This window comes from Riemerella anatipestifer ATCC 11845 = DSM 15868 (genome assembly GCF_000252855.1).
In the GTDB taxonomy this organism is placed as follows: domain Bacteria; phylum Bacteroidota; class Bacteroidia; order Flavobacteriales; family Weeksellaceae; genus Riemerella; species Riemerella anatipestifera.
This window is the reverse complement of record NC_017045.1, coordinates 1,279,626-1,299,836: the sequence shown is the minus strand read 5'-3', so window position 1 is coordinate 1,299,836 and position 20,211 is coordinate 1,279,626. Positions and strand designations below refer to the sequence as shown.

At 35.0% G+C, this 20,211-nt stretch carries 12 protein-coding genes; 6 read left to right on the top strand and 6 right to left on the bottom strand.

Features of this window, described 5'->3' with window-relative positions; all coding sequences use genetic code 11:
* Nucleotides 1-3 precede the first annotated feature (3 nt).
* The 6 genes from RA0C_RS06210 to ftsZ all read left to right on the top strand — a co-directional run bounded on the left by RA0C_RS06210 (nucleotide 4) and on the right by ftsZ (nucleotide 7,757).
* Nucleotides 4-1,245, top strand: coding sequence for an FtsW/RodA/SpoVE family cell cycle protein (locus RA0C_RS06210; RefSeq protein ID WP_004917040.1), 1,242 nt, complete (start codon nucleotides 4-6; stop codon nucleotides 1,243-1,245).
* A 26-nt stretch (nucleotides 1,246-1,271) separates the two neighbouring features.
* A complete protein-coding gene (gene murG / locus RA0C_RS06205) occupies nucleotides 1,272-2,399 on the top strand; it encodes an undecaprenyldiphospho-muramoylpentapeptide beta-N-acetylglucosaminyltransferase (RefSeq protein ID WP_004917042.1) in 1,128 nt (375 codons plus the stop codon).
* 2 nt (nucleotides 2,400-2,401) lie between these two features.
* Entirely contained in the window at nucleotides 2,402-3,760 is a 1,359-nt protein-coding gene (gene murC / locus RA0C_RS06200) for a UDP-N-acetylmuramate--L-alanine ligase (RefSeq protein ID WP_004917044.1), read from the top strand.
* Between the two features lie 81 nt (nucleotides 3,761-3,841).
* Entirely contained in the window at nucleotides 3,842-4,531 is a 690-nt protein-coding gene (locus tag RA0C_RS06195) for a cell division protein FtsQ/DivIB (protein WP_004917045.1), read from the top strand.
* A gap of 22 nt (nucleotides 4,532-4,553) precedes the next feature.
* The gene (gene ftsA, locus RA0C_RS06190; protein ID WP_004917047.1) at nucleotides 4,554-5,921 is read left to right on the top strand and encodes a cell division protein FtsA; all 1,368 of its coding nucleotides are present in this window, start codon (nucleotides 4,554-4,556) and stop codon (nucleotides 5,919-5,921) included.
* A gap of 30 nt (nucleotides 5,922-5,951) precedes the next feature.
* Complete coding sequence (gene ftsZ, locus RA0C_RS06185) at nucleotides 5,952-7,757, top strand: cell division protein FtsZ (protein WP_013446968.1); 1,806 nt, start codon at nucleotides 5,952-5,954, stop codon at nucleotides 7,755-7,757.
* A gap of 80 nt (nucleotides 7,758-7,837) precedes the next feature.
* On the opposite strand, the gene RA0C_RS06180 is transcribed toward ftsZ, so the two are convergent.
* From RA0C_RS06180 to RA0C_RS06155, 6 genes are all read right to left on the bottom strand, one after another.
* Nucleotides 7,838-9,211, bottom strand: coding sequence for an aldehyde dehydrogenase (locus tag RA0C_RS06180; protein WP_013446967.1), 1,374 nt, complete (start codon nucleotides 9,209-9,211; stop codon nucleotides 7,838-7,840).
* Between the two features lie 8 nt (nucleotides 9,212-9,219).
* Nucleotides 9,220-10,029, bottom strand: coding sequence for an SDR family oxidoreductase (locus RA0C_RS06175; RefSeq protein ID WP_004917054.1), 810 nt, complete (start codon nucleotides 10,027-10,029; stop codon nucleotides 9,220-9,222).
* A 15-nt stretch (nucleotides 10,030-10,044) separates the two neighbouring features.
* Nucleotides 10,045-10,953, bottom strand: a complete 909-nt coding sequence (locus RA0C_RS06170; RefSeq protein ID WP_004917057.1) for a YihY/virulence factor BrkB family protein — start codon at nucleotides 10,951-10,953, stop codon at nucleotides 10,045-10,047.
* A gap of 13 nt (nucleotides 10,954-10,966) precedes the next feature.
* The gene (gene tamL, locus RA0C_RS06165; protein ID WP_004917060.1) at nucleotides 10,967-13,288 is read right to left on the bottom strand and encodes a translocation and assembly module lipoprotein TamL; all 2,322 of its coding nucleotides are present in this window, start codon (nucleotides 13,286-13,288) and stop codon (nucleotides 10,967-10,969) included.
* Nucleotides 13,289-13,305: 17 nt separating this feature from the next.
* A complete protein-coding gene (locus RA0C_RS06160) occupies nucleotides 13,306-18,282 on the bottom strand; it encodes a translocation/assembly module TamB domain-containing protein (protein WP_004917063.1) in 4,977 nt (1,658 codons plus the stop codon).
* A gap of 112 nt (nucleotides 18,283-18,394) precedes the next feature.
* Nucleotides 18,395-20,200, bottom strand: coding sequence for a DUF885 domain-containing protein (locus tag RA0C_RS06155; protein ID WP_004917066.1), 1,806 nt, complete (start codon nucleotides 20,198-20,200; stop codon nucleotides 18,395-18,397).
* Nucleotides 20,201-20,211: the final 11 nt, after the last annotated feature.

Sequence of the window (20,211 nt, the reverse complement as noted above, 5' to 3'; positions counted from 1 at the left end):
ACCATGGAGCATACAGAAGTAAATAAAAAAATAGAATATCTAAAAGGAGACAGAGTGCTGTGGATTACAGTAATTCTTATTTCTGTATTCTCCATACTTCCTGTTTATTCGGCAAGTTCTAATTTAGAGTACATTGTAAATACAGGAACAACCACCAGCCACCTTATCAAGCATGTGATGTTCATTGCTTTAGGGTTATTTTTGATGAGAGTCATCGGAGCGATAAAATATGAGTTTATAGGAAAGTTGAGTTCCATACTTCTTGTAATTTCTGTAATTCTTTTAGGAGTTACTATTTTTACAGGGCAAACCATAGATGGGGCGAGTGCTTCTAGGTGGCTTAAAATACCAGGTACTGCAATTTCATTTCAGCCGTCAGCATTGGCAGCTTTGATGTTAGTTATCTATCTATGCCGTTATTTAACTAAAAATATTCAAAGACAGAGGCTTCCCATAGAAAACATTATGTATGTTTTTGGACCTATATTATTGGTATTTATTTTAGTGGCTAAAGATAACGGTTCCACGGCATTGATGATTTTAGCTACTTCACTAATTGTCCTTATAATAGGGCAATTTCCGTGGAAGTATATTGCAGGGTTTGTCTCTTTGTCGGGCTTAGCGTCTATTATTTTTATTTTGGTAGCATTGAACACTAATTTAATGCCCAACAACCGTGTTCATACTTGGATAAGCAGGGTAGAATCTTTTTCCTCTTCAAAAGATGCACAATTGGATAGTGCTGAAAGAGATGCTGTAAAGGCTAAAAACTATCAAGTGATGCATGCTAAGGCGGCCATAGTACACGGAGGTATTACAGGTAAAGGACCAGGCAAAAGTGCTCTTAAACAGAGGTTGCCACAGTCGGCATCAGACTTTATTTTTGCCATTATTGTGGAAGAATATGGTGTAATAGGTGCAGTTGGCTTATTGGGTATGTATTTTATTATCATTATAAGAATACTAATTATAGCAAGTAGAACTAGGGCTTTCTTTGGTTCTCTATTGGTGCTTTCTTTAGGAATTATGATTTTCATTCAGTTAAGTGCTAATATTATGGTGGCACTTAATCTCATTCCTGTAACAGGGCAACCTCTACCACTGATAAGTTACGGAGGTACTTCTATGTTAGTAACTTACGCTCAATTAGGCTTAATACTTAATATCAGCTCTAGAATACAAATCTATGATGAAGAAGGCATTGGTAAAAAACAAAACATCGAGGAAATAAATGATATTGCCTAAAAGCTAATTTAATATTAAAGAATAAAATGTCAGAAAATATACATCATATCAATCAAGATTTTGCACCTCGAGTATTAATGAGTGGTGGTGGTACGGGAGGACATATTTTCCCTGCGATAGCCATTGCTCAAGAGATACAAAAGCGTTTTCCTAAAGCGGAATTTTTGTTCATTGGGGCAGAGAATAAGATGGAGATGGAGAAAGTGCCTCAAGCGGGGTTTAGAATAGAAGGACTTAACATTTCAGGATTTAATAGGAGCAGTCTTTTAGCAAATTTTAAACTGCCTTTCAAGATTATTTCTAGTGTTAGAAAGGCCAATCGTATTATAAAGGATTTTAAGCCTCATGTGGCAATAGGGACAGGCGGATTCGCCAGTGGTCCAGCTTTATATATAGCTTCTCGTTTGGGGGTACCTACTTTTGTTCAGGAGCAAAACTCTCTACCTGGGAAAACTAATCTTTTCTTAGGAAAGAAAGCCAAGGCTGTTTTTACGGCGTATCCTGATATGGTTCATTTTTTTCCAAAAACCCAGACGATTTTTTCGGGAAATCCTATTAGACAATCTTTAATGGAGGGGCTTACAGATACTGCTACGGCTAAAGAAAAGTTAGGATTAGACCCTAGTAAATTGAGTATTCTTTCCGTAGGAGGTTCGTTGGGGTCTAGAACACTTAATAATGGTTGGTTAGAAAATTTGGAAAGGATTAAAAAGGAAGATTGGCAACTGATTTGGCAAACAGGAAAAACAGAATATCAAACGATTAAAGATAAGGTTAATTTAGAAGAAGATACAATCCAAATAAAGGAATTTATCACAGATATGGCATTAGCTTATTCTGCGGCAGATGTGATTGTGTCTAGAGCAGGTGCGATTGCTATTTCGGAGTTAGCGGTAGTTAAGAAGCCTATTTTATTGGTGCCTCTTCCCTTCGCAGCAGAGGATCACCAGACCAAAAATGCAATGGTTTTAGTTGAGAAAAATGCAGCGAGAATGGTAAAAGATGAGGAAATGAAAGAGCGTTTTTGGAATACACTTTCAGAAATTTGTAGCAACGAAAATTTACGAAAGGAAATGGGGCAAAACCTATCTTATTTCGCAAAACCAAAGGCGACAGAGGAAATTGTAGATGAAATAATTAAAGTTTTTAAATAGAAATGCAAAATATTAGTACATATCAAAATTTTTATTTCATAGGCATTGGAGGGATAGGTATGTCTGCTTTGGCGAGATACTTCCATTCCATTGGGAAAACGGTTTTAGGCTATGATAAAACTTCTACTAAACTAACTTCGGCTCTTATTTCGGAAGGGATAAAAATTAGTTTTGAAGATAGTATTGATGAGCAAATAAAAGCCTTTAAACCCGAAGACACTTTAGTGATTTATACGCCAGCAATTAAACAACTAGGGATTTTAGATTTTTTCCAAGAAAAAGGCTTTCCGGTATTTAAACGAGCGAAGGTTCTAGGGCTTATTACTAGCGAAACCGAGTGCATCGCTGTTGCAGGAACTCACGGTAAAACTACTACTTCTAGCTTGGTAGCCCATCTTTGTAAGGAAGTTAATTTGTCATTTTCTGGATTTTTGGGAGGTATTGCCGAAAACTTTGGGTCTAATTTTATATTTAATGGGAAAGATTATTCCGTAGTGGAAGCCGACGAGTACGATAGAAGCTTTCTTAATTTAGCTCCAGATTGGGCAATTATAACTTCTACAGATGCAGACCATTTAGATATTTATGGGGACAAATCTACCATAGAAAAAGGCTTTAGAGATTTTGCTCATTTGGTATCGGAGGAGCGTCAGCTTTTTGTACGAAAAGGTATAAACTTAGATAGAAGCGTAACCACCTATGCTGTGAACGAAAAGGCAGACTATTATTCAGACGAGTTGAGGTTGGAGGGAGATTCTATATCATTTAATTTCTATACTCCATATGGAGAAACTCAACGCTTTAGTTGGGAAATACCAGGTATTCATAATGTGGAAAATGCTACGGCAGCATTGGCTGTTTTGCACAAAATGGGTGTTTCTTTGGAAGATTTAAAAGAGGCCTTGTCTAAATTTAGAGGTATCAAAAGGAGATATACCAAGCATATTTTCCCTAATGGAAAGATTTATATAGACGATTATGCCCATCATCCTACGGAGCTTAATGCGGTAATTGGCTCTATACGAACATTCTATCCAGATAAAAAACTTTTGGTAGTATTCCAGCCGCACTTGTTCAGTAGAACGCGAGATTTTGCAGATGATTTTGCTAAAAGTTTATCGCAAGGAGACGAGTTGATGCTTTTAGATATTTATCCTGCGAGAGAATTGCAGAAGGATTTTGAGGGCATTAGTTCAGATTGGTTGCTAGAAAAAGTAACACTGGCAGATAAAGAGGTTTCTAGTTTGTCGGAGGCTTTTGGTAAAATTAAAAATAAAAACTTTGACATTTTACTTACAGTAGGTGCAGGAGATATAGACACGCTTTATGATGGTATTGTAAGCTGGTTAAAGGAAGCATAGAACTTTAAAATGAAGAACAAATACAGAATATTAAAAATAGCTGTTACGATTATCCTACTGGGATTTTTGTTAAACTTTTCAATGAAAAGATTTAATAATGCCTCTATGGATAAAGTGGCTGTTAATATTATTCAAGGAGAGAAGCCAGTCTATTTTATTGATGAGAAAGAAATAGAAAGCATTGTTAAAAAAGCCAATACTACCAATAGAGTTGGGGATATTGATATCCCAAAATTAGAAAGAAAAATTGCAGAATATTCTGCAGTAGATAGTGCCAATGTTTATCTTAGTCTTGATGGTATATTGCATATAGATATTATGCAAAGAGTGCCTGTGTTTAGGCTAAGTAAAGGGAAGAAAGAGTTTTATGTAGATGAGAAAGGGGTGGAATTTCCTATCAATCGTAACTATTCAGCATCGTGTATGCTCATAAGTGGTAATGTGCAACCAGAGGAATATCCTCAATTGATAGAATTGGTAAAAAAGATAAATCAAGACGACTTTAGTAAAAAGTTTTTCATTGGTGTTGTAAAAGAGAGAGAAAATTATTATCTTATTGCCAATGAAGAAAACTACAGAGTAGAACTAGGAAGCTTGGAAAATATAGATTTCAAAGTTAAAGGTTTCAAAGCGTTTGTAGAAAAGTATTTGGTTTATCAACCATCTGATAAATACACCAAAATATCATTGAAATATGATAATCAGATTGTAACTACACTTAGTAAAGGTTACAAAGAAGAAACATATAAAGAAGAAGAAAAGAACAAATAAAATCAAATTCAAATCAAAATAAATGGAAAGCCAAGAGTATTCAGTAGGATTAGACATTGGGACCACCAAGATTGTTGCTATCGTTGGTCGTCGTAATCAGTACGGTAAGATAGAGGTTATGGGAGTAGGTGTGGCACCTAGTTTAGGTGTACATAAAGGGATTGTAAACAACATTGCCCAAACCATCAATTCCATTAAAACAGCTGTTAGCGAGGCTCAAAAAAGTGCAGGTGTGCCTATTACTAAGGTAACGGTGGGTATTGCAGGTAAACATATCCGTTCTTTGCAACACTCGGATTACATTATGCGAGAAAATCCAGACCAATACATTACCGAGGAGGATATAGAAGAGCTCAAAAATCAAGTTAAGAAATTGGTGATGCTTCCTGGCGAAGAGATTATCCATGTACTTCCACAAGAATATAAGGTAGACTCGGAGGGCGAAATCCAAGAACCAATAGGAATGCACGGAAAGCGTCTTGAAGCTAATTTCCATGTGGTGGTAGGGCAGATGAGTAGCATTAAAAATATCAGCAGATGCGTTAAAGAAGCAGGGCTAGAGATGGAGTCGCTTACTTTGGAGCCATTGGCATCGTCCGAAGCGGTTTTGACTAAGGAAGAAAAGGAGGCTGGAGTAGCTATTGTAGATATAGGTGGTGGTACTACTGATATTGCAATATTTAAGGATAATATTATCCGTCATACTTGTGTTATCCCTTATGGAGGAGGTATTATTACCGAAGATATTAAAGATGGCTGTTCTATTATCGAAAAACACGCGGAGCAGCTTAAAGTTCGTTTTGGGTCTGCTGTTCCAGAATTGGAGAAGGAGAGTACTTTTGTTACCATTCCTGGGCTTCATGGAAGAACTGAAAAAGAAATTTCTCTAAAAACATTGGCTAAAATTATTCATGCCAGAGTGGAAGAAATTTTGGAGATGGTAAACACCGAACTTAAAGCCTATGGAGCACACGAGAAAAAAAGAAAACTCATTGCGGGGATTGTGCTTACAGGTGGTGGTTCTAATCTAAAACATCTGAGACAGCTCGCAAATTATATCACAGGGTTTGATAGTCGTATAGGTTACGCTAATGAATATATTTCGAACGATAAAAATCAGCATTTAAAAAGCCCTGAATTTGCAACATCTATAGGGCTTTTAATGGAAAGTTTGTCTATTAGAGATAAAAAAACTAATTCTTTAGTTCAGGAAGAAGTATCTGTTTCTAGCCAAACAGTTTCTGATGAAACCAACCAAGAAGATAAAATTTTAGATAGTGATAAACCAACTCATAATGAGACTGTGGTTCAGCAAAATGCCTCTAAAAAGCCTACTATAGGGCAAAACATCTTAGAAAAGATAAAAAAATTCTTTGAGGAATCGGAATAATTAAGTAATTTAGTCATTTAAAATGAAGTAATGGAAAATACCAATAAAACAGGTTTTGAATTTGATTTACCAAAAGGCAACTCATCTATTATCAAGGTGATAGGTGTAGGTGGTGGTGGAAACAATGCCTTAAAACATATGTATGAAAGAGGGATTCACGGTGTAGATTTTGTCATTTGTAATACAGATGCACAAACACTAAATAACAATCCCGTTTCTAATAAAGTTCAGTTAGGTATCACAACTACAGAAGGCTTAGGTGCTGGTGCAGACCCAGAAGTGGGAGAAAAGGCTGCAATAGAAAGTATAGACGAGATAAAAAGCACTCTAGGACAAAATACCAAAATGGTATTCATTACCGCTGGTATGGGTGGTGGTACAGGTACGGGTGCAGCACCTATTATTGCTAAGGCGGCGAAGGAAATGGGGATTTTGACGGTCGCTATCGTTACAGTTCCGTTTTCTTTTGAAGGAAAAAGAAGATTAGACCAAGCTGAAGCAGGGCTAGAGAAACTAAGAAATAATGTGGATTCTCTCATCGTGATAAACAACGATAAACTAAGACAACAGTTTGGTAACTTAGGATTTAAACAAGGTTTTTCTAAGGCAGATGAGGTGCTTACCAATGCAGCCAAAGGTATGGCAGAGGTAATTACGGGTTCTTTTGTTATCAATATTGACTTCCGTGATGCTAAGTCTGTGTTGCAGAATTCAGGTACAGCCTTGATGTCCACGGGAAGTGCTACAGGTGAGAAGAGAGCAGAAGAAGCTGTTAAAAAGGCATTAGACTCTCCACTTCTTAACGATAACAAAATTACAGGAGCTCAAGATGTATTGCTTCTTATTCAGAGTGGTTCTGATGAGGCTTCTGAAGCTACGATGGACGAAATTGGTCTTATCAACGATTATATCCAAAACGAAGCAGGAAATACAGCTAACATTATCTTTGGTGTAGGGACAGATGAAGAACTTGGCGATGCTATTAGAGTATTGGTAATTGCTACGGGATTTACTAATGAAAACCACATCAATGCAGGTCCTACAGAAGTAGTTAAGGTACCATTGCACGAAACGGCAAATTCAGTTAGAAGAGAATCTCCATTTAAAATTTCTTCTGATGCTAAGAATGCAGGATTAGGTTCTGTTGTTACAGAGAAAAACATCGTGAAGTTAGATGAAGAAGATGATTTTTCTTCACCACAGTTTTCAGCAAATAGATTAAGCGGAGAGCAGTTAGCGGTTCAAGAAATACAACCAATGACCTATGTTGAAGAGGTTAATGAAGAATTTGAAGAAGGAAGTAATGAACTAGATTTATTCTCTTATGATGAAGGATACGAAGAACCAAAAGGAATATCTTTTACTTTTGAATCAAAAGACGAAAGTAGCATACAACCTACTAAATCTTTATTCTTAGATGAAAAACCTGTAGAGTTCAGCTTTAAAATAAAAGAAGAAGAGCCTACTTTTGAAGAGGAAGTAAAAACAGTATCTAATACTGTTGCGTCTCAAGAGCCTCAAGTAATTCATGAAGTAGAAGAAAAACCTATATTTCGTAATGAAGAAATAGCTCAAGAGGAAACACTTTTTACTTTTATAGAGAAAAAAGTAGAAGACTCTAAAGTACAGGAGAGAAGAAATAAGCTAAAAGAATTTAATTCTCGTTACCAAAATGTAGATGAGGAAAATACTTTTGAAACAGTACCTGCTTTTAGAAGAAAAAATATTAAACTAGATGATAGCCCATCTGATGAGCGTATCAGTAGTTTTTTAGCTGATAACAATGGCAGAGTAGAACTTAGAGAAAACAAATTTTTGAATAAAGATGTAGATTAGTTTCTACATTTTTGATACTTGATTGACTTCTTTAAAAACCTCAGAATAAATATTTATTCTGAGGTTTTTTATTGGTAAAACTATATCATTTTCTTTACCCATTCAAAAAACCTGAAAGGAACGTACTTGAACGGAAGGTCTAAAAATGTTGGTGTTTTTACGATAGCTCTTTCATTACTGAAGGCTAGAAAACTGTACTTCCCGTGGTACTTGCCCATACCACTATTCCCAACACCACCGAAAGGAAGATGATGATTGGCAATATGCATAAGCGTATCGTTGATGCAAACTCCGCCCGAACTTGTTTTTGAAATTACCTCTTTAGCAGTTTTAGTTTTACCAAAATAATATAAAGCTAATGGCTTTTCATGTTGGTTGATGTACGAGATAGGTTCATCAATATGGTCAAATGTTATTACAGGTAATAAGGGACCAAAAATTTCCTCTTGCATAATAGCGAAGTGAGGTTCTACATTATTTATAATAGTTGGTGCGATGTATTTTTGACTGGAATCTACTTCTCCACCTAAATAGATATTCCCTTCATTAAGAAATTTAGAAAGCCTTTCTACTGATTTATCATTTACAATACGAGGATAAAAAGGGCTAGATTTAACATCAGAGCCATACATTTCTTTAATGTGGTAAGCTATTTTTTCAAGAAGCTCTTTTTTTACCGAACGGTGTACCCAAAGATAATCTGGAGCGATGCAGGTCTGTCCAGCATTGATGAGTTTTCCCCACGCAATTCTTTTAGCAGCAAGGTTGAGGTTTGCATCTTTATCTACAATACAAGGGCTTTTACCACCTAATTCTAGCACGATGGGCGTTAGATTTTCTGCCGCCGCTTTCATAACCACTTTTCCTAGAGATGGGCTTCCTGTAAAGAAAATGAAATCAAAGCGTTCCTCTAGCAAGTAGGTGTTGGTTTCTCGTCCACCTTTAACAAGGGCAATATAATCTAGCGGAAAATATTCTGTTAGCATTTTCTCCACTACATTAGCGAGATTTGGAGCGTCAGGAGAAGCTTTTAGTAAAGCACAACAGCCAGAGGAAATAGCTCCTACTAGAGGATTGATAAGAAGCTGGAACGGATAATTCCACGGAGAGATAATAAGAGCCACACCCAAAGGTTCGTAAATGATACGGCTAGATGCAGGAAGTACCGAAATAGGCGACCAAACCCTCTTAGGACGAGCCCAACTTTTTATTTTTTTTAAATGATAATTAATTTCACTTAGAACAATGCTGATTTCCGTAAGGTAAACCTCTTCTTTAGATTTGTGTAAATCTTTCCATAAGGCTTCTTCTATTTCGGGCTGATACTTTAGTATGGCTTGTTTTAGTAAAGATAGTTGCTTTAGTCTAAAATCAATGGCTTTGGTTTGTTGAGTTGCAAAAAATGCTTTTTGCTTTTGGACGAGTGCTGATATTTGGGCTTTTGGAGTTTCCATTGGTATAATTATTTTTTATGACCTTTAAAGTCAGCCATTGTTTTATAGATTTCTAGTAAACTTCCCGCAAACCAATCAAAAAAACGAAGAGGAAATAGTCCTTGACCTATACGAGTCAAACGATAGATATACCTAGGAAGTGTTACCATTTTTTTGTTGTTTTCTATAGAACTAATGATAGTTTTAGCCGCTTTTTCAGGGGCTAATATAGGGAGAACAGATTTCACGCCATCAAACATTCCAGTGTTGATATAGTAAGGCATAATGGTGGTTACTTTAATGTTTTTTTTCAGCTGTTCCATTTCTAGCCTAAGGCTGTCAGACCAACCAACAACAGCCCATTTGCTCCCTGCATATACGGACATTTTAGGGTTAGATACCAATCCTGCCGAAGAGGCAATATTACAGATGTGTCCTGAATTTTGCGTAAGCATATCCTGTAAAAATAAATTAGTGATTACCATCGGTGCATTGGTATTGATTTCTATGGTTTTTAAAATATCCTTTTGAGAGTGTTCGTGGAAATATTTGCCTACCACAATCCCTGCATTGTTAATTAGAATATCAACATTACCAATCTTTTGTTTAGTTTTTATGGCGAAGTGTTGTACTTCGTCATAATTGGAAACATCTACCTTATATCCGAAGATAGAACCTAGTGATGAAAACTGGAGGATAGTTTCATCAATTTTTGATTGGTCAATATCCCAAATAATCACTTTAGCACCTTTCTCTAACGAAAGTCTAGCCATAATTTTACCGATGCCGCTAGCGCCTCCTGTGATGAGGATATTTTTATGTTGAAATTTTTTGCTCATACCTAGAGAGAATGGTTAGTATGAAGAAGGCTCTCTTCTGTCGGAAGTCCATTTAGCATGTTGAGAAGGCTGTATTTTTAGACCTCTACGGTAGGTATAAACTTTGGTAAATACTGCTCCAAAAAAGATGAGTCTGCAAGTATAATTTATCCACATCATAATTAGAATAACGGATCCAGCTGCTCCGAAAGCAGATGTAGGTTTAAAATGACTGAAGTAAAGACTTAATAGAGATTTACCTAAAGTAAACAAAAATGCGGTAATAAATGCTCCTACCCATACAGAACGCCAAGAAAGCTGAACATCTGGAAGGACTTTAAACATAAGAGCAAACAGTAGAACAACAATAAGGAACCCCACAAGTGTATTTATGATTTGTATAATATAATAGGTCTCTAGCCCTAGGTGTTGAGAGATAAAATCATTAGTTAGCCCTATAAGTGTAGATAAAATCATTGTAATCATCATTAGAAAGCCAATAATGAGTATCATTCCTAGTGAATTTGCACGGTCTACTAGAAATTTGAGTATAGCCTTTTTGGGAGCTGCTTTTACACCCCATAATTCATTGAGAGACTTTTGAAGTTGAAAAAATAAGGTGGTAGCACCAAAAATGAGAGTTACCACTCCAATAATTCTCATAATAATTCCGTCTTGGTCTATCATAGAAGATATTAAGATACCATCTAAACTTTTGGCGGTATCTTCTCCCATAATTTTTGTAACCTCTTGTAATATTTTTTGTTGAAAATTGGTATCTCCGAAAATAATCCCCATAACCCAAATTAAAATTATAAGTAATCCAGGTATGGAAAATATAGCATAGTAAGCAATTCCTGCCGCATCTCTATCTGCATTTGAGTTGCTCCAATCTGCTCCTGCTTTTCTAATGGTTTCCCAGTAAAATTTAAGATTATCTTTCATAATGGTCTTTTTTCTAAAAAGGATAGCCTATGGCTATGTTTAGGATTAGGTTATCTTTTCTCCAAGAAGAATTGTTAAAATCAATATGGTTAAATCTCCATCGTTCCCCTTTGTTATAATAGGGTACTCTTATAGGAATGGCAAGATCCGTCCTTAGTACAAATATATTAAAATCAAATCGAAGTCCTAAGCCTCCTCCTATAGCAATTTCAGAAGCCCAATCTTTACCAAACTTAGCACCTGGGCGAGTAGGATCATCATTGATAAGCCAAATGTTACCAGCATCTAAAAAGAGACCTAAGTTAAGAAAACGATAGAGGTTTAAACGATATTCTAAATTAGTTTCTAGCCTAATATCTCCTGCTTGGTCTAAAAAGAAACTGCCTTGTTGGTTTCTTGGGTCATAACTACCTGGACCTAGTGTCCTAGCTCTAAAGGCTCTTATACTATTACTTCCTCCCACAAAAAATTGTCTAGAAAAAGGCACTGTGAGAGAATTGCCATAAGGATAAGCTAATCCCATCATTAGTCTTGCAGTCAAAGTATTTTTAGAGTTTATATTGTAGTAATAGCGAAAGTCTGTGTCCAATTTCGCATACTGGCTAAAGGGTACTCCTAGTATGGTTTTTTGTCTTCCTTCTTTTGCATTTGCATTGGATAATAGCCCTGTAAGGTTAGCTGATAAATCGGCTAATCCGTGAAAATAGAACTGATGTGTTCTAGGTATGATGGTATTGGTGTATGTGTACTGATACACAGGTCCAAAAACCAACTGTTTTTCTATAGCTCTAGCTAAACTAGGATAAAGATTTGCTAAAAATTGATATTCATCTGAAATATTCTGAGGGTTAACATAAGTAGCGCTAAATATCTTAAGGTCGTGTTCTCTCTCTGCATTTTCTTTCCATAAATAGCCAAAAGAGGTACTAAAGTTATGCAGAGTATACTGCCCCGTTCTACGCTGATAGTCGTATCCTAGATTTATTTGTGTCCTTGGAACAAATTCTGAACTGGTATGAAACTTAAAATGAGCTATAATCTTTGGAAAAGTAAGTTGAGCGTTGCCTCCAAATCTCAATATATTACTGAAAGCTCTAGGACCTCCAGCTTGCACATCAATCCCTCCATAAGCAGTAACCCTTAGTTGCTCTGCACCTTTAAATAAGTTTCTGTGAAGCCAATTGATATTTATCTCTCCACCGTTAAAGTTTGCAGAATTAGTCTTACCTAATGCTTCCATACGGAGTGATTGAAAATTGTTTGGGGTGAGTAGGTAGTACGCATCAAACTTATTATTTAGAGAATCTGAAATGATAAACTGATTTTTCACAAACTTAAAAACACCTAGATTTATAAGTCTTTTAAGCGTAAGATTATGGTCTTTTCTGTTATAAACTTCACCTGAGTGAAAGTACATAGTCCTATCAAAAACTTGCGGTTTAAATTTTTTTTCAGGGTCTATAATGTACATATCTCTGTAAATTTCCAGTCCTTCGGTTGTAGTGGGAATGGTAATATTTCCTTTCTCTACATTTTGTATGCTATAATCAGGGTAGATAATTACTTTATCTATACTAAACTTTTTTTTGCTAAGTTCTGGAGTTTGGTCTTTTAGTTTTACATTGATTGCAACTTTGCTATTTCCTAAGGTGCTATCTGCTTGAATAATAATATTATCAGGACTAAAATAATAATATCCATTCTCCTTCATATAAGTATCTATGCGGAGTCTTTCTTTTTTTATTATTTCTAGATTATAAGGTTCTTGTGGTTTTATTAGGCTTTGTTTTTGTGTGGCTTTTATATCTTCCATTACCTCTTCGTTAGTATTAGATAGGAAGTTTACGGTATCTATAAAATATCTATTGTAAGGAGTTATAGTATATAAAACCTTAGCAGTTCCACCTTTTGTAAGGGTGTCATATTTTGCTTTAGTATTAAAATAACCAATATTTTCTGCATAATTAACTGCAATTTCTTTATTAAATTCTCTATCCACATCCTGCAGAAGAATAGGTTTTTCTCCTAGTTTATTTTTAATCCAATATCGCAGACCTTTATTTTGTTTAGTTTCTCCCGCCCATTTATAAAAATACAATCTAGGGCGCATTCCCAAAAACGAAGCATTGGGTTTAGGAGAAAGTTGACTCTCTGTGCCTTTTTTCAGTTCAGAAATATCACCTTTGTTTAATCGGTCTGATTTTATTTTGACCTTAGCTCCAGTATATAAAATTTCTCCTTCTTTAAGAGTAGAGGCTCCAGAGCATCCTGTGATGAAAATACCAGTATAAACAATGTATATTAGTATTGAATATCGTTTGATTATATGTTTCATTATAATGAAGATATCTATTACTTTTTATTCTTTTTCTTTTTTAATATTTCTCTAAGGTCATTGTAATCCAAAGTAATTACAAAGCCCAATCCTGTTTCTATAACTTGCCCTTGTAGCGCTACTTGATATTGATTTTTTCGGTAAGTTCTCAGAAGATATCTGCCGTCTTTAGAAAGCATATAATCTACCATAATATCTCCTGCTATATTAGAGGCTTGTTCTCCAGGTCTAGTAGCTCCTTCTAATCCAAAGTTACTACCTAAAGATACCTTGAGCCTATCATTAAGTAATTTTTTACTCAAAGCTACATTTAGGTCTGTTCTTGAGGTTCTTTCTCCAGTAGAATAATCATCTGACGATTCTAGATCAAAATTAAGTTCTACACCAGCAATTAAATCTCCAGCTAAATCGTTTAAACTTTGGCTTAAAATTCTACTAACACTTTGTTTTGCCATTGATTCAGCAGATATTCCTGAGCTTGTTTCAAAAGGGTTTTCTCCAATAAAACGATTGAGAAGGAGTAGGGCAAAGACCTGTTTGTTTAGTTCTGAAGACTCTTGACGAAGCTGTGCTAGTCTTTGCTCTGTATTTAATATTACGGTAGAACTTACTGCTGCGTTCTTATCCTCTGTGGTAATGTCAAAAGAAATCTCGGGCTTCATAAGCTCCCCTTTCATAATGAGATGGGTATTAAATGGAATACGCTGTTTGTATTGGTTGAGTTCTCTTGGACTTAAACCAGCTAATTGTTGCTGTACCAAATCTAGAGGAGCCGTTTCTGTGGTATAAATTGCCGTTATATTCATATCGGCTTCGGTAGGCTCACCATTCCATGTAATGGTACTTCCTTTTTTGATTTCAAATTTTCTTCTGAGCATATTCACGGACATTTCATAGACTCCAGAATGTACCTCATAGACACCTACTAGAGTGGTTCTTCCCGAAGGAGATATGCCTCCTGTGAGCTGTGCTTGCCCCTGTAGTTTTACAAAATCGCCATTGGCTTTGTCTATGACCAAAGACATTTTCGCATTTTTATCTACATCTATATTAACCGAGACCTCCATACCTTTAAGTTGATTTTTGGAGCTTAAAGTGTCTGCTGCCTCATTTTTAGCCAATCCAAATTTGGCTTTGTCTACAAATTCAACGATACCTTCTCTATCCTGTTTCGTAGGAGTACTTTGAGGGAGTATAAAGGTGAAATCTGTGGCATCGGTTACAGATAATGTCCCGTCCACTTTTGGCAAATCCAAATTACCTCTTATCCTTAGATTGGTATCTAGGGAGAGTACGCCGTACATCATCTTATCATTATCTTTTTCAGAATTTACTAGCTTAAAATCTTTGGCATTAACATCAAGATTGAAAGCATATTTCTTGAAATATTCGGTTTGTATATCTCCGTTTACGAGTAAACTGTTATTTTCTGCATCGCGTAGTTTAAATTGTTCAAAAACAATATTTTGTCCTGAAAATCTTATTTCATCTTTAATATTTTTAAAAACGGTTCCTGTTTTAGCAATCTCTAGCCCTACATTATTGAATTTTATCCCACCTTTTATTTGAGGTTTTTGAGTCGTACCATTGATGTTTAGTTTTCCACTAAAATAGCCTTCTCCATTTTTTATATTACCTAGTGCAAATGCTTCTAAAGTTTTAGTAGGGAGAGTGTTAAGGTTTACAATAAATCCTAAATCCCCTTTCTTGAGATGATAATTGCCTTCTAATTGTACATCGTTACCTTCTCCCGTGAGGGCAATTTTGGTATCAATTAAATCAATCGCTTTGGTATTGGCTTGTATATCTAGATTTCCTACTTTTTTTCCTTTTAGTTTTAGGTTAGATATATTCACATCGGCTTCTACTTTTAAGTTGGGCTTAAAAGTAGAGACCAATGCATTCCCATTGATAGAACCACTAGCAATAAGGCTATCTTTTTTTACCATCTCTGTAATATCTTCTACTTTAAAATTAGAGATGGAGATACTTAATGGGCTACCTAATTTTTGTTCTTGGCTTTGCAACGAAATAGAAGAGTTTCCTTTGGTAAGATTAAAATTACTAGCAAATACACCTTCCCGCCCAAAACCGATAACATTTTGCTCTTCTACTCGCCATCTATCATAGTTGAGCATTAAACCTTGCGGAACGAAACTGAATTTGTTGATGTTTTTTTCATTTCTAAATATACCAGCTAATGCATATTGCTCTGTTCCTTTGGAGTCTTTGGTACTGAAGTTAATACCAATATTATTGTCTTTAATGCTTCCATTCAAATCGAGTTGATGTAAAGCTAAATTTTCATTAGTTACCTCTGTTAGACCGAGTCTATATCTTAGTTCTTCTTGATTGTTGTTTACATTAAGTGATAGCCCACTAAGTTTATATTCTGCATATTCTACTATTGGAAAATCCGCCTGAAACTCTATCTTGTACTGGTTTGAATCAAAAGCACCTGTTATATCTCCTCCATTAAAATATTTTAAATCAGGTACAAATATTCTTAGAAGGTTGTCATCTTTTACCTTAGCATCCAGCGTGAAGTGCTGGTTAGATTCTAAGCTCTTTTTGTACTTAGATGCAGGGTTAAATTCATAGTAATTATTAAGTGTTTTTAGAAAAACATCAGAAATTTGGGTAAGTTTGTATTTACCCTGTATAGAGGCATCTACAACTTGTGATTTTAAATTTATTTTGTTATCGGTGAGGGTAGATAATGCTTCAAGTTTAATTTCTTGTAAAGGTAAAGTTTGGTCTTTATGTGTAATTTTAAACTTCTCTAAAAGAATATAACCGTTGAGAAAATCTGGGTTGATATTACTAAAATCACTATCTATTTTACCTGATAAGGCTAGAGGCTCTTTGTATAAATTTAGTTTGTATAGGTCTAGCAATTCAATATTTCCGCTAAGTTGTACACTTGAGGTTTTGTTGAGGTTTCCAGCTAGCTTGAAATCTAAATTGGCATTAGGGTCTTTAGATAGAATGTGAGCATTTAATTTCCCTGTCATTAGACTCCCTTTCAGATTAACACCTGTATAGCGATAGCCTTTAAAGTCAAATTTTTTAATATTTCCGTTGATTGATGTTTGGGCCGTCTTAGGGTTAAACCCTACTCCATTTGCTTTTATTTCTCCTGAAAATATTCCTAAATCTTTATTCCTTAATAATTTTCCTAGAACGAGTTGTTCCGCTTCTGCTAAGATGGTGTATTTTTCTCCATTTTTGGGTTTAAGGTTAGCATAGGCATCTAGTCTAAGGTCTCCTAAACTGGTATTTATCTTCAGGTGGGATAAAACAGAGGAAGTACTGCCTCTAGCAGTGCCTTTTAAAGAAATAGTTTGAGGTAGTTCAATGTTTGAGGGGATACTATTTTTAGGAGCTAAGTTTTGTATATCTTTTTTAGTTGTCTTTAGTTCTTTAACAGCGAGATTATAGTTTAGTAAATTAGGATTAGTTACATTTTTTATTTGTCCCGAAATATCCAATGTTGTACTACCTAAACCGCTAATGCGTAATGTGTTTATATTTAAGTCATTTACTTTCCCTCTTAAGTTAGCATCTATGTTTAGCACCGAATTGGGATATTGTTTAAGTATCTCATTTTTCTTTAAATCAGGAGCAAATAAATACAAATCACTGAAGCCTATTTTAGAGTTTCTAAGGTTAATGGCTAGCCCAGCAGAGCCTATGTTACTAGACAGTTGTTGCGGAGAATTATAGGTAATTACAGCTTCGTCTCTAAGAATACTGTTGTTGGTTTCCAAAAGCAGATTTTTAAGGTATGCTATATTTTTCTTGTACGCGAAGTCAGTTTTGAAATTCTTTACTGCAAGCCCGCTCTTTTCGTAAAGTTCTACTTTTTTTACGGAACCAGTCAGCTCTTCATTCAACATTCTAAAATCTCTAATATTTACATTGAGTTTTTTGAAGTTTAAATGATTAGCATCAAATCCCTGTTGATGTTTTTGGGCATTATCATTATAGGACAATATCACATCATCTAAAGCTAGTAAATTAAGTTTTACATTGGGAGTTTTACTCTTGACTTTTGCAGGGTTCTCTGGAAGCTCATCTTGTAAAGATTTGTTTTGAGAAGAGCTTTTGAGATCCACATTTATTTTGGCACCTAGAAGTTTAATTTGGTCTATATCATATTTATTTTCAGGTAAATCTATATTATTAAAATCCCCAGATAGTTCTTTAAATAAAACCTTGAAATAAGATTGAGTGGTATTATCTGCATAGTCTACATCAAAATTGGTAAAACGCAGAAAATCTAGTTTTATCTGCATCGGTTTTTTGGCTGAAAGACTATCTATTGTTTTTGCAGTTTCTTTTATAGCTTCTTTTAAAATCTCTTGTTTTAATCTCAGTTTGAGACCATCAGCGGTAAGACCATTGAGGGCATAAATGTTTTTCTCAAGGTTAAAGTCTTTAACTTTTGTTTCGAAATTATTGAATTCTATTTTCAGATGGTTTCCTTCCTGAAAATCATTAAAATTGACATTAACGCGTTGTAGTTTTATTTTATTTAGAGATAGAATGAAAGGCTTAGAATCTTGTTTTTCCTCGTCTTTGTTGCTAGCGAAAGCGTCCAGTATATAATCGAAATTAAAACGCCCTTGTTCGTCTCTTTTCACATTGGCTCTAAGTCCATCTAATTCAATAGATGTGAAGTCTGCTTTGTTTTGCAAAAGCTGAAAAATATCTAAACCAACGTCTAATTTATTGATGTGCAGTAATGTATCCTTGTTTTTTTCTTCTAAATAAAGTTCTTCTAGTCCTAATCTATTAGGGAAGCTAATGCAAACTCTTTTTAGGCTTATAGGAGTTTTTATTTTAGTTTCAACATAACTTACAACACGGTCTTTAACGAAGTTCTGAACGACAGGAATATTAAGGCTAAATACTAATATACTTAATATTATAACAACGCTTCCTAAAATAATAGCTCCTATTCTAAGTGTGTTTTTTATACTATTTTTCAATGAATCAAATTTAATAAAGTTTCTAACTAAATTTTGTGTTAAAAATGATGATTGTAAGAATTCTTAAAAATACAAACCTCTATTTATACATTACTTCTCTATTTTCATACTTCTACTTTTGGTTTTTTGCCCAAATTTCCATTTTTCTTTCAAGAACTTGTAGAGGAAGACAACCTTGATTTAAGAGCTCATCATGGAATTTAGCTAAGTTGAATTTAGTGCCTAAATCTTTTTCATATTTAGCTCTTAGTGCTTGTATCTTCAATGCTCCAGTCTTGTAGCTTAGTGCTTGTCCTGGCATAGACATGTAGCGTTCTACTTCTGCTGTGGCTCCAGCTTCATCGTATGCTACATTGCTTAGGAAATATTTTATAGCTTCTTCTCTATTAAGTTTCCCTGTGTGTAGTCCAGTGTCTATAACGAGTCTAACGGCTCTCATCATTTCATCACTCAAGGCTCCCATTTTTTGATATGGGTCGGTATAAAGTCCAAATTCTTTTCCTAAAGACTCACAGTAGAGAGCCCAACCTTCTCCATAAGCACCTATCCAACCAAAACGCATAAATTTTGGTAAATTAAGATTCTCTTGCTGTAAAGCAATTTGATAATGATGCCCAGGAATAGCTTCGTGAAGGAAAAGAGATTCCATACCAGAAGTTACATTAAAGGCTTTAGGATTAGGAATTGGAATGTAGAAAATACCGTTTCTTTTTCTATCTGGAGTACCTGGTTGATATTCTGCACTAGCAGATGCTTCTCTGAATTTTTCGGTTTGTCTAATTTCAAAGCCTGTTTTTGGAACATTATTAAACATCGTTTTTAGCTTAGGTTTAATCTTTGATAAGATAGCATTAAACCCATCTAAAATTTCTTGAGACGTTTGGTAAGGCATTGCCTTAGGGTCGGATTTTAAATGCACCAAAAACTCTTCTAGAGTTCCGCTGAACTTGAGCTCTTCTTTTACTTGTTCCATTTCACCTCTTATTCTCGCAACTTCGCTTAATCCAATATTGTGGATTTCTTCTGGAGTTTGGTTGGTGGTTGTCCAGCGCTTTACATGATAGTTATAGATTTCTTTACCTTTTGGTAGAGCATTGTAGCCGTCGGTAGTTCTTGCCTTTGGTAAATATTCCTTTTCAAGAAAATCTCCCATTTTTTGGTAAGCAGGAATAACTTTAGATACAATAACCTCTTGATAGTTTTTAGTAATACGATTTCTTTCGGCGTTACTAAAGCCTACAGGGAAATTTTTAAGAGGCTTATAAAATATGTTTTTGTTGGAGTCTTTAGAGATGATTTCTTCGGCTCTCATTTGAGGAATCATCTTTACCACTAGACTTTTAGGCAATACAATATCATTTTTGATACCTAGTTTAAAGTTCTCCTGAGCTGTTTCCATCCATTTAGGAAATTCTTGCATTCTTTTTAGCCAGTTATCATAATCTTCTACTGTTTTGAATGGCTGATTTCCACTCCCGCTTCCCAAAAGGGGAAAGTCTAATGGTAATCCCGAAAATTGTGTAAACGGTATATATTCTGGATGATAGGCATAGCCTTCTACTAAATCTTTTAATAAATAATCTAGTACATTGAAAACCGTTTTTTTATCATCAGGAAGAGATTCATAATCTACAGTTTCTAGCTTTTTAATCATATCACTGTAGAAAGCAATCTCTTCAGTAATTTTAGTTTTTTCTAAGCTAGGTAATTTATCGTTGTACCTTGGGTCGCCCTGTGCAGTAGCTTCTAATGGATGAAACTGAAGGTAACCTTCATAGTATTCCTCTGCTATGCTGTCTAAGCTGGTCTTAGGTGTGGTATTTACAACAAAAGGTGTATCTCCTTTTTTACATGAAAATAAGGCTAGTATAACGGAGGATAATATGATAAACTTTAAAAAAAACTTTGTGGTATTCATATTCAATAAAT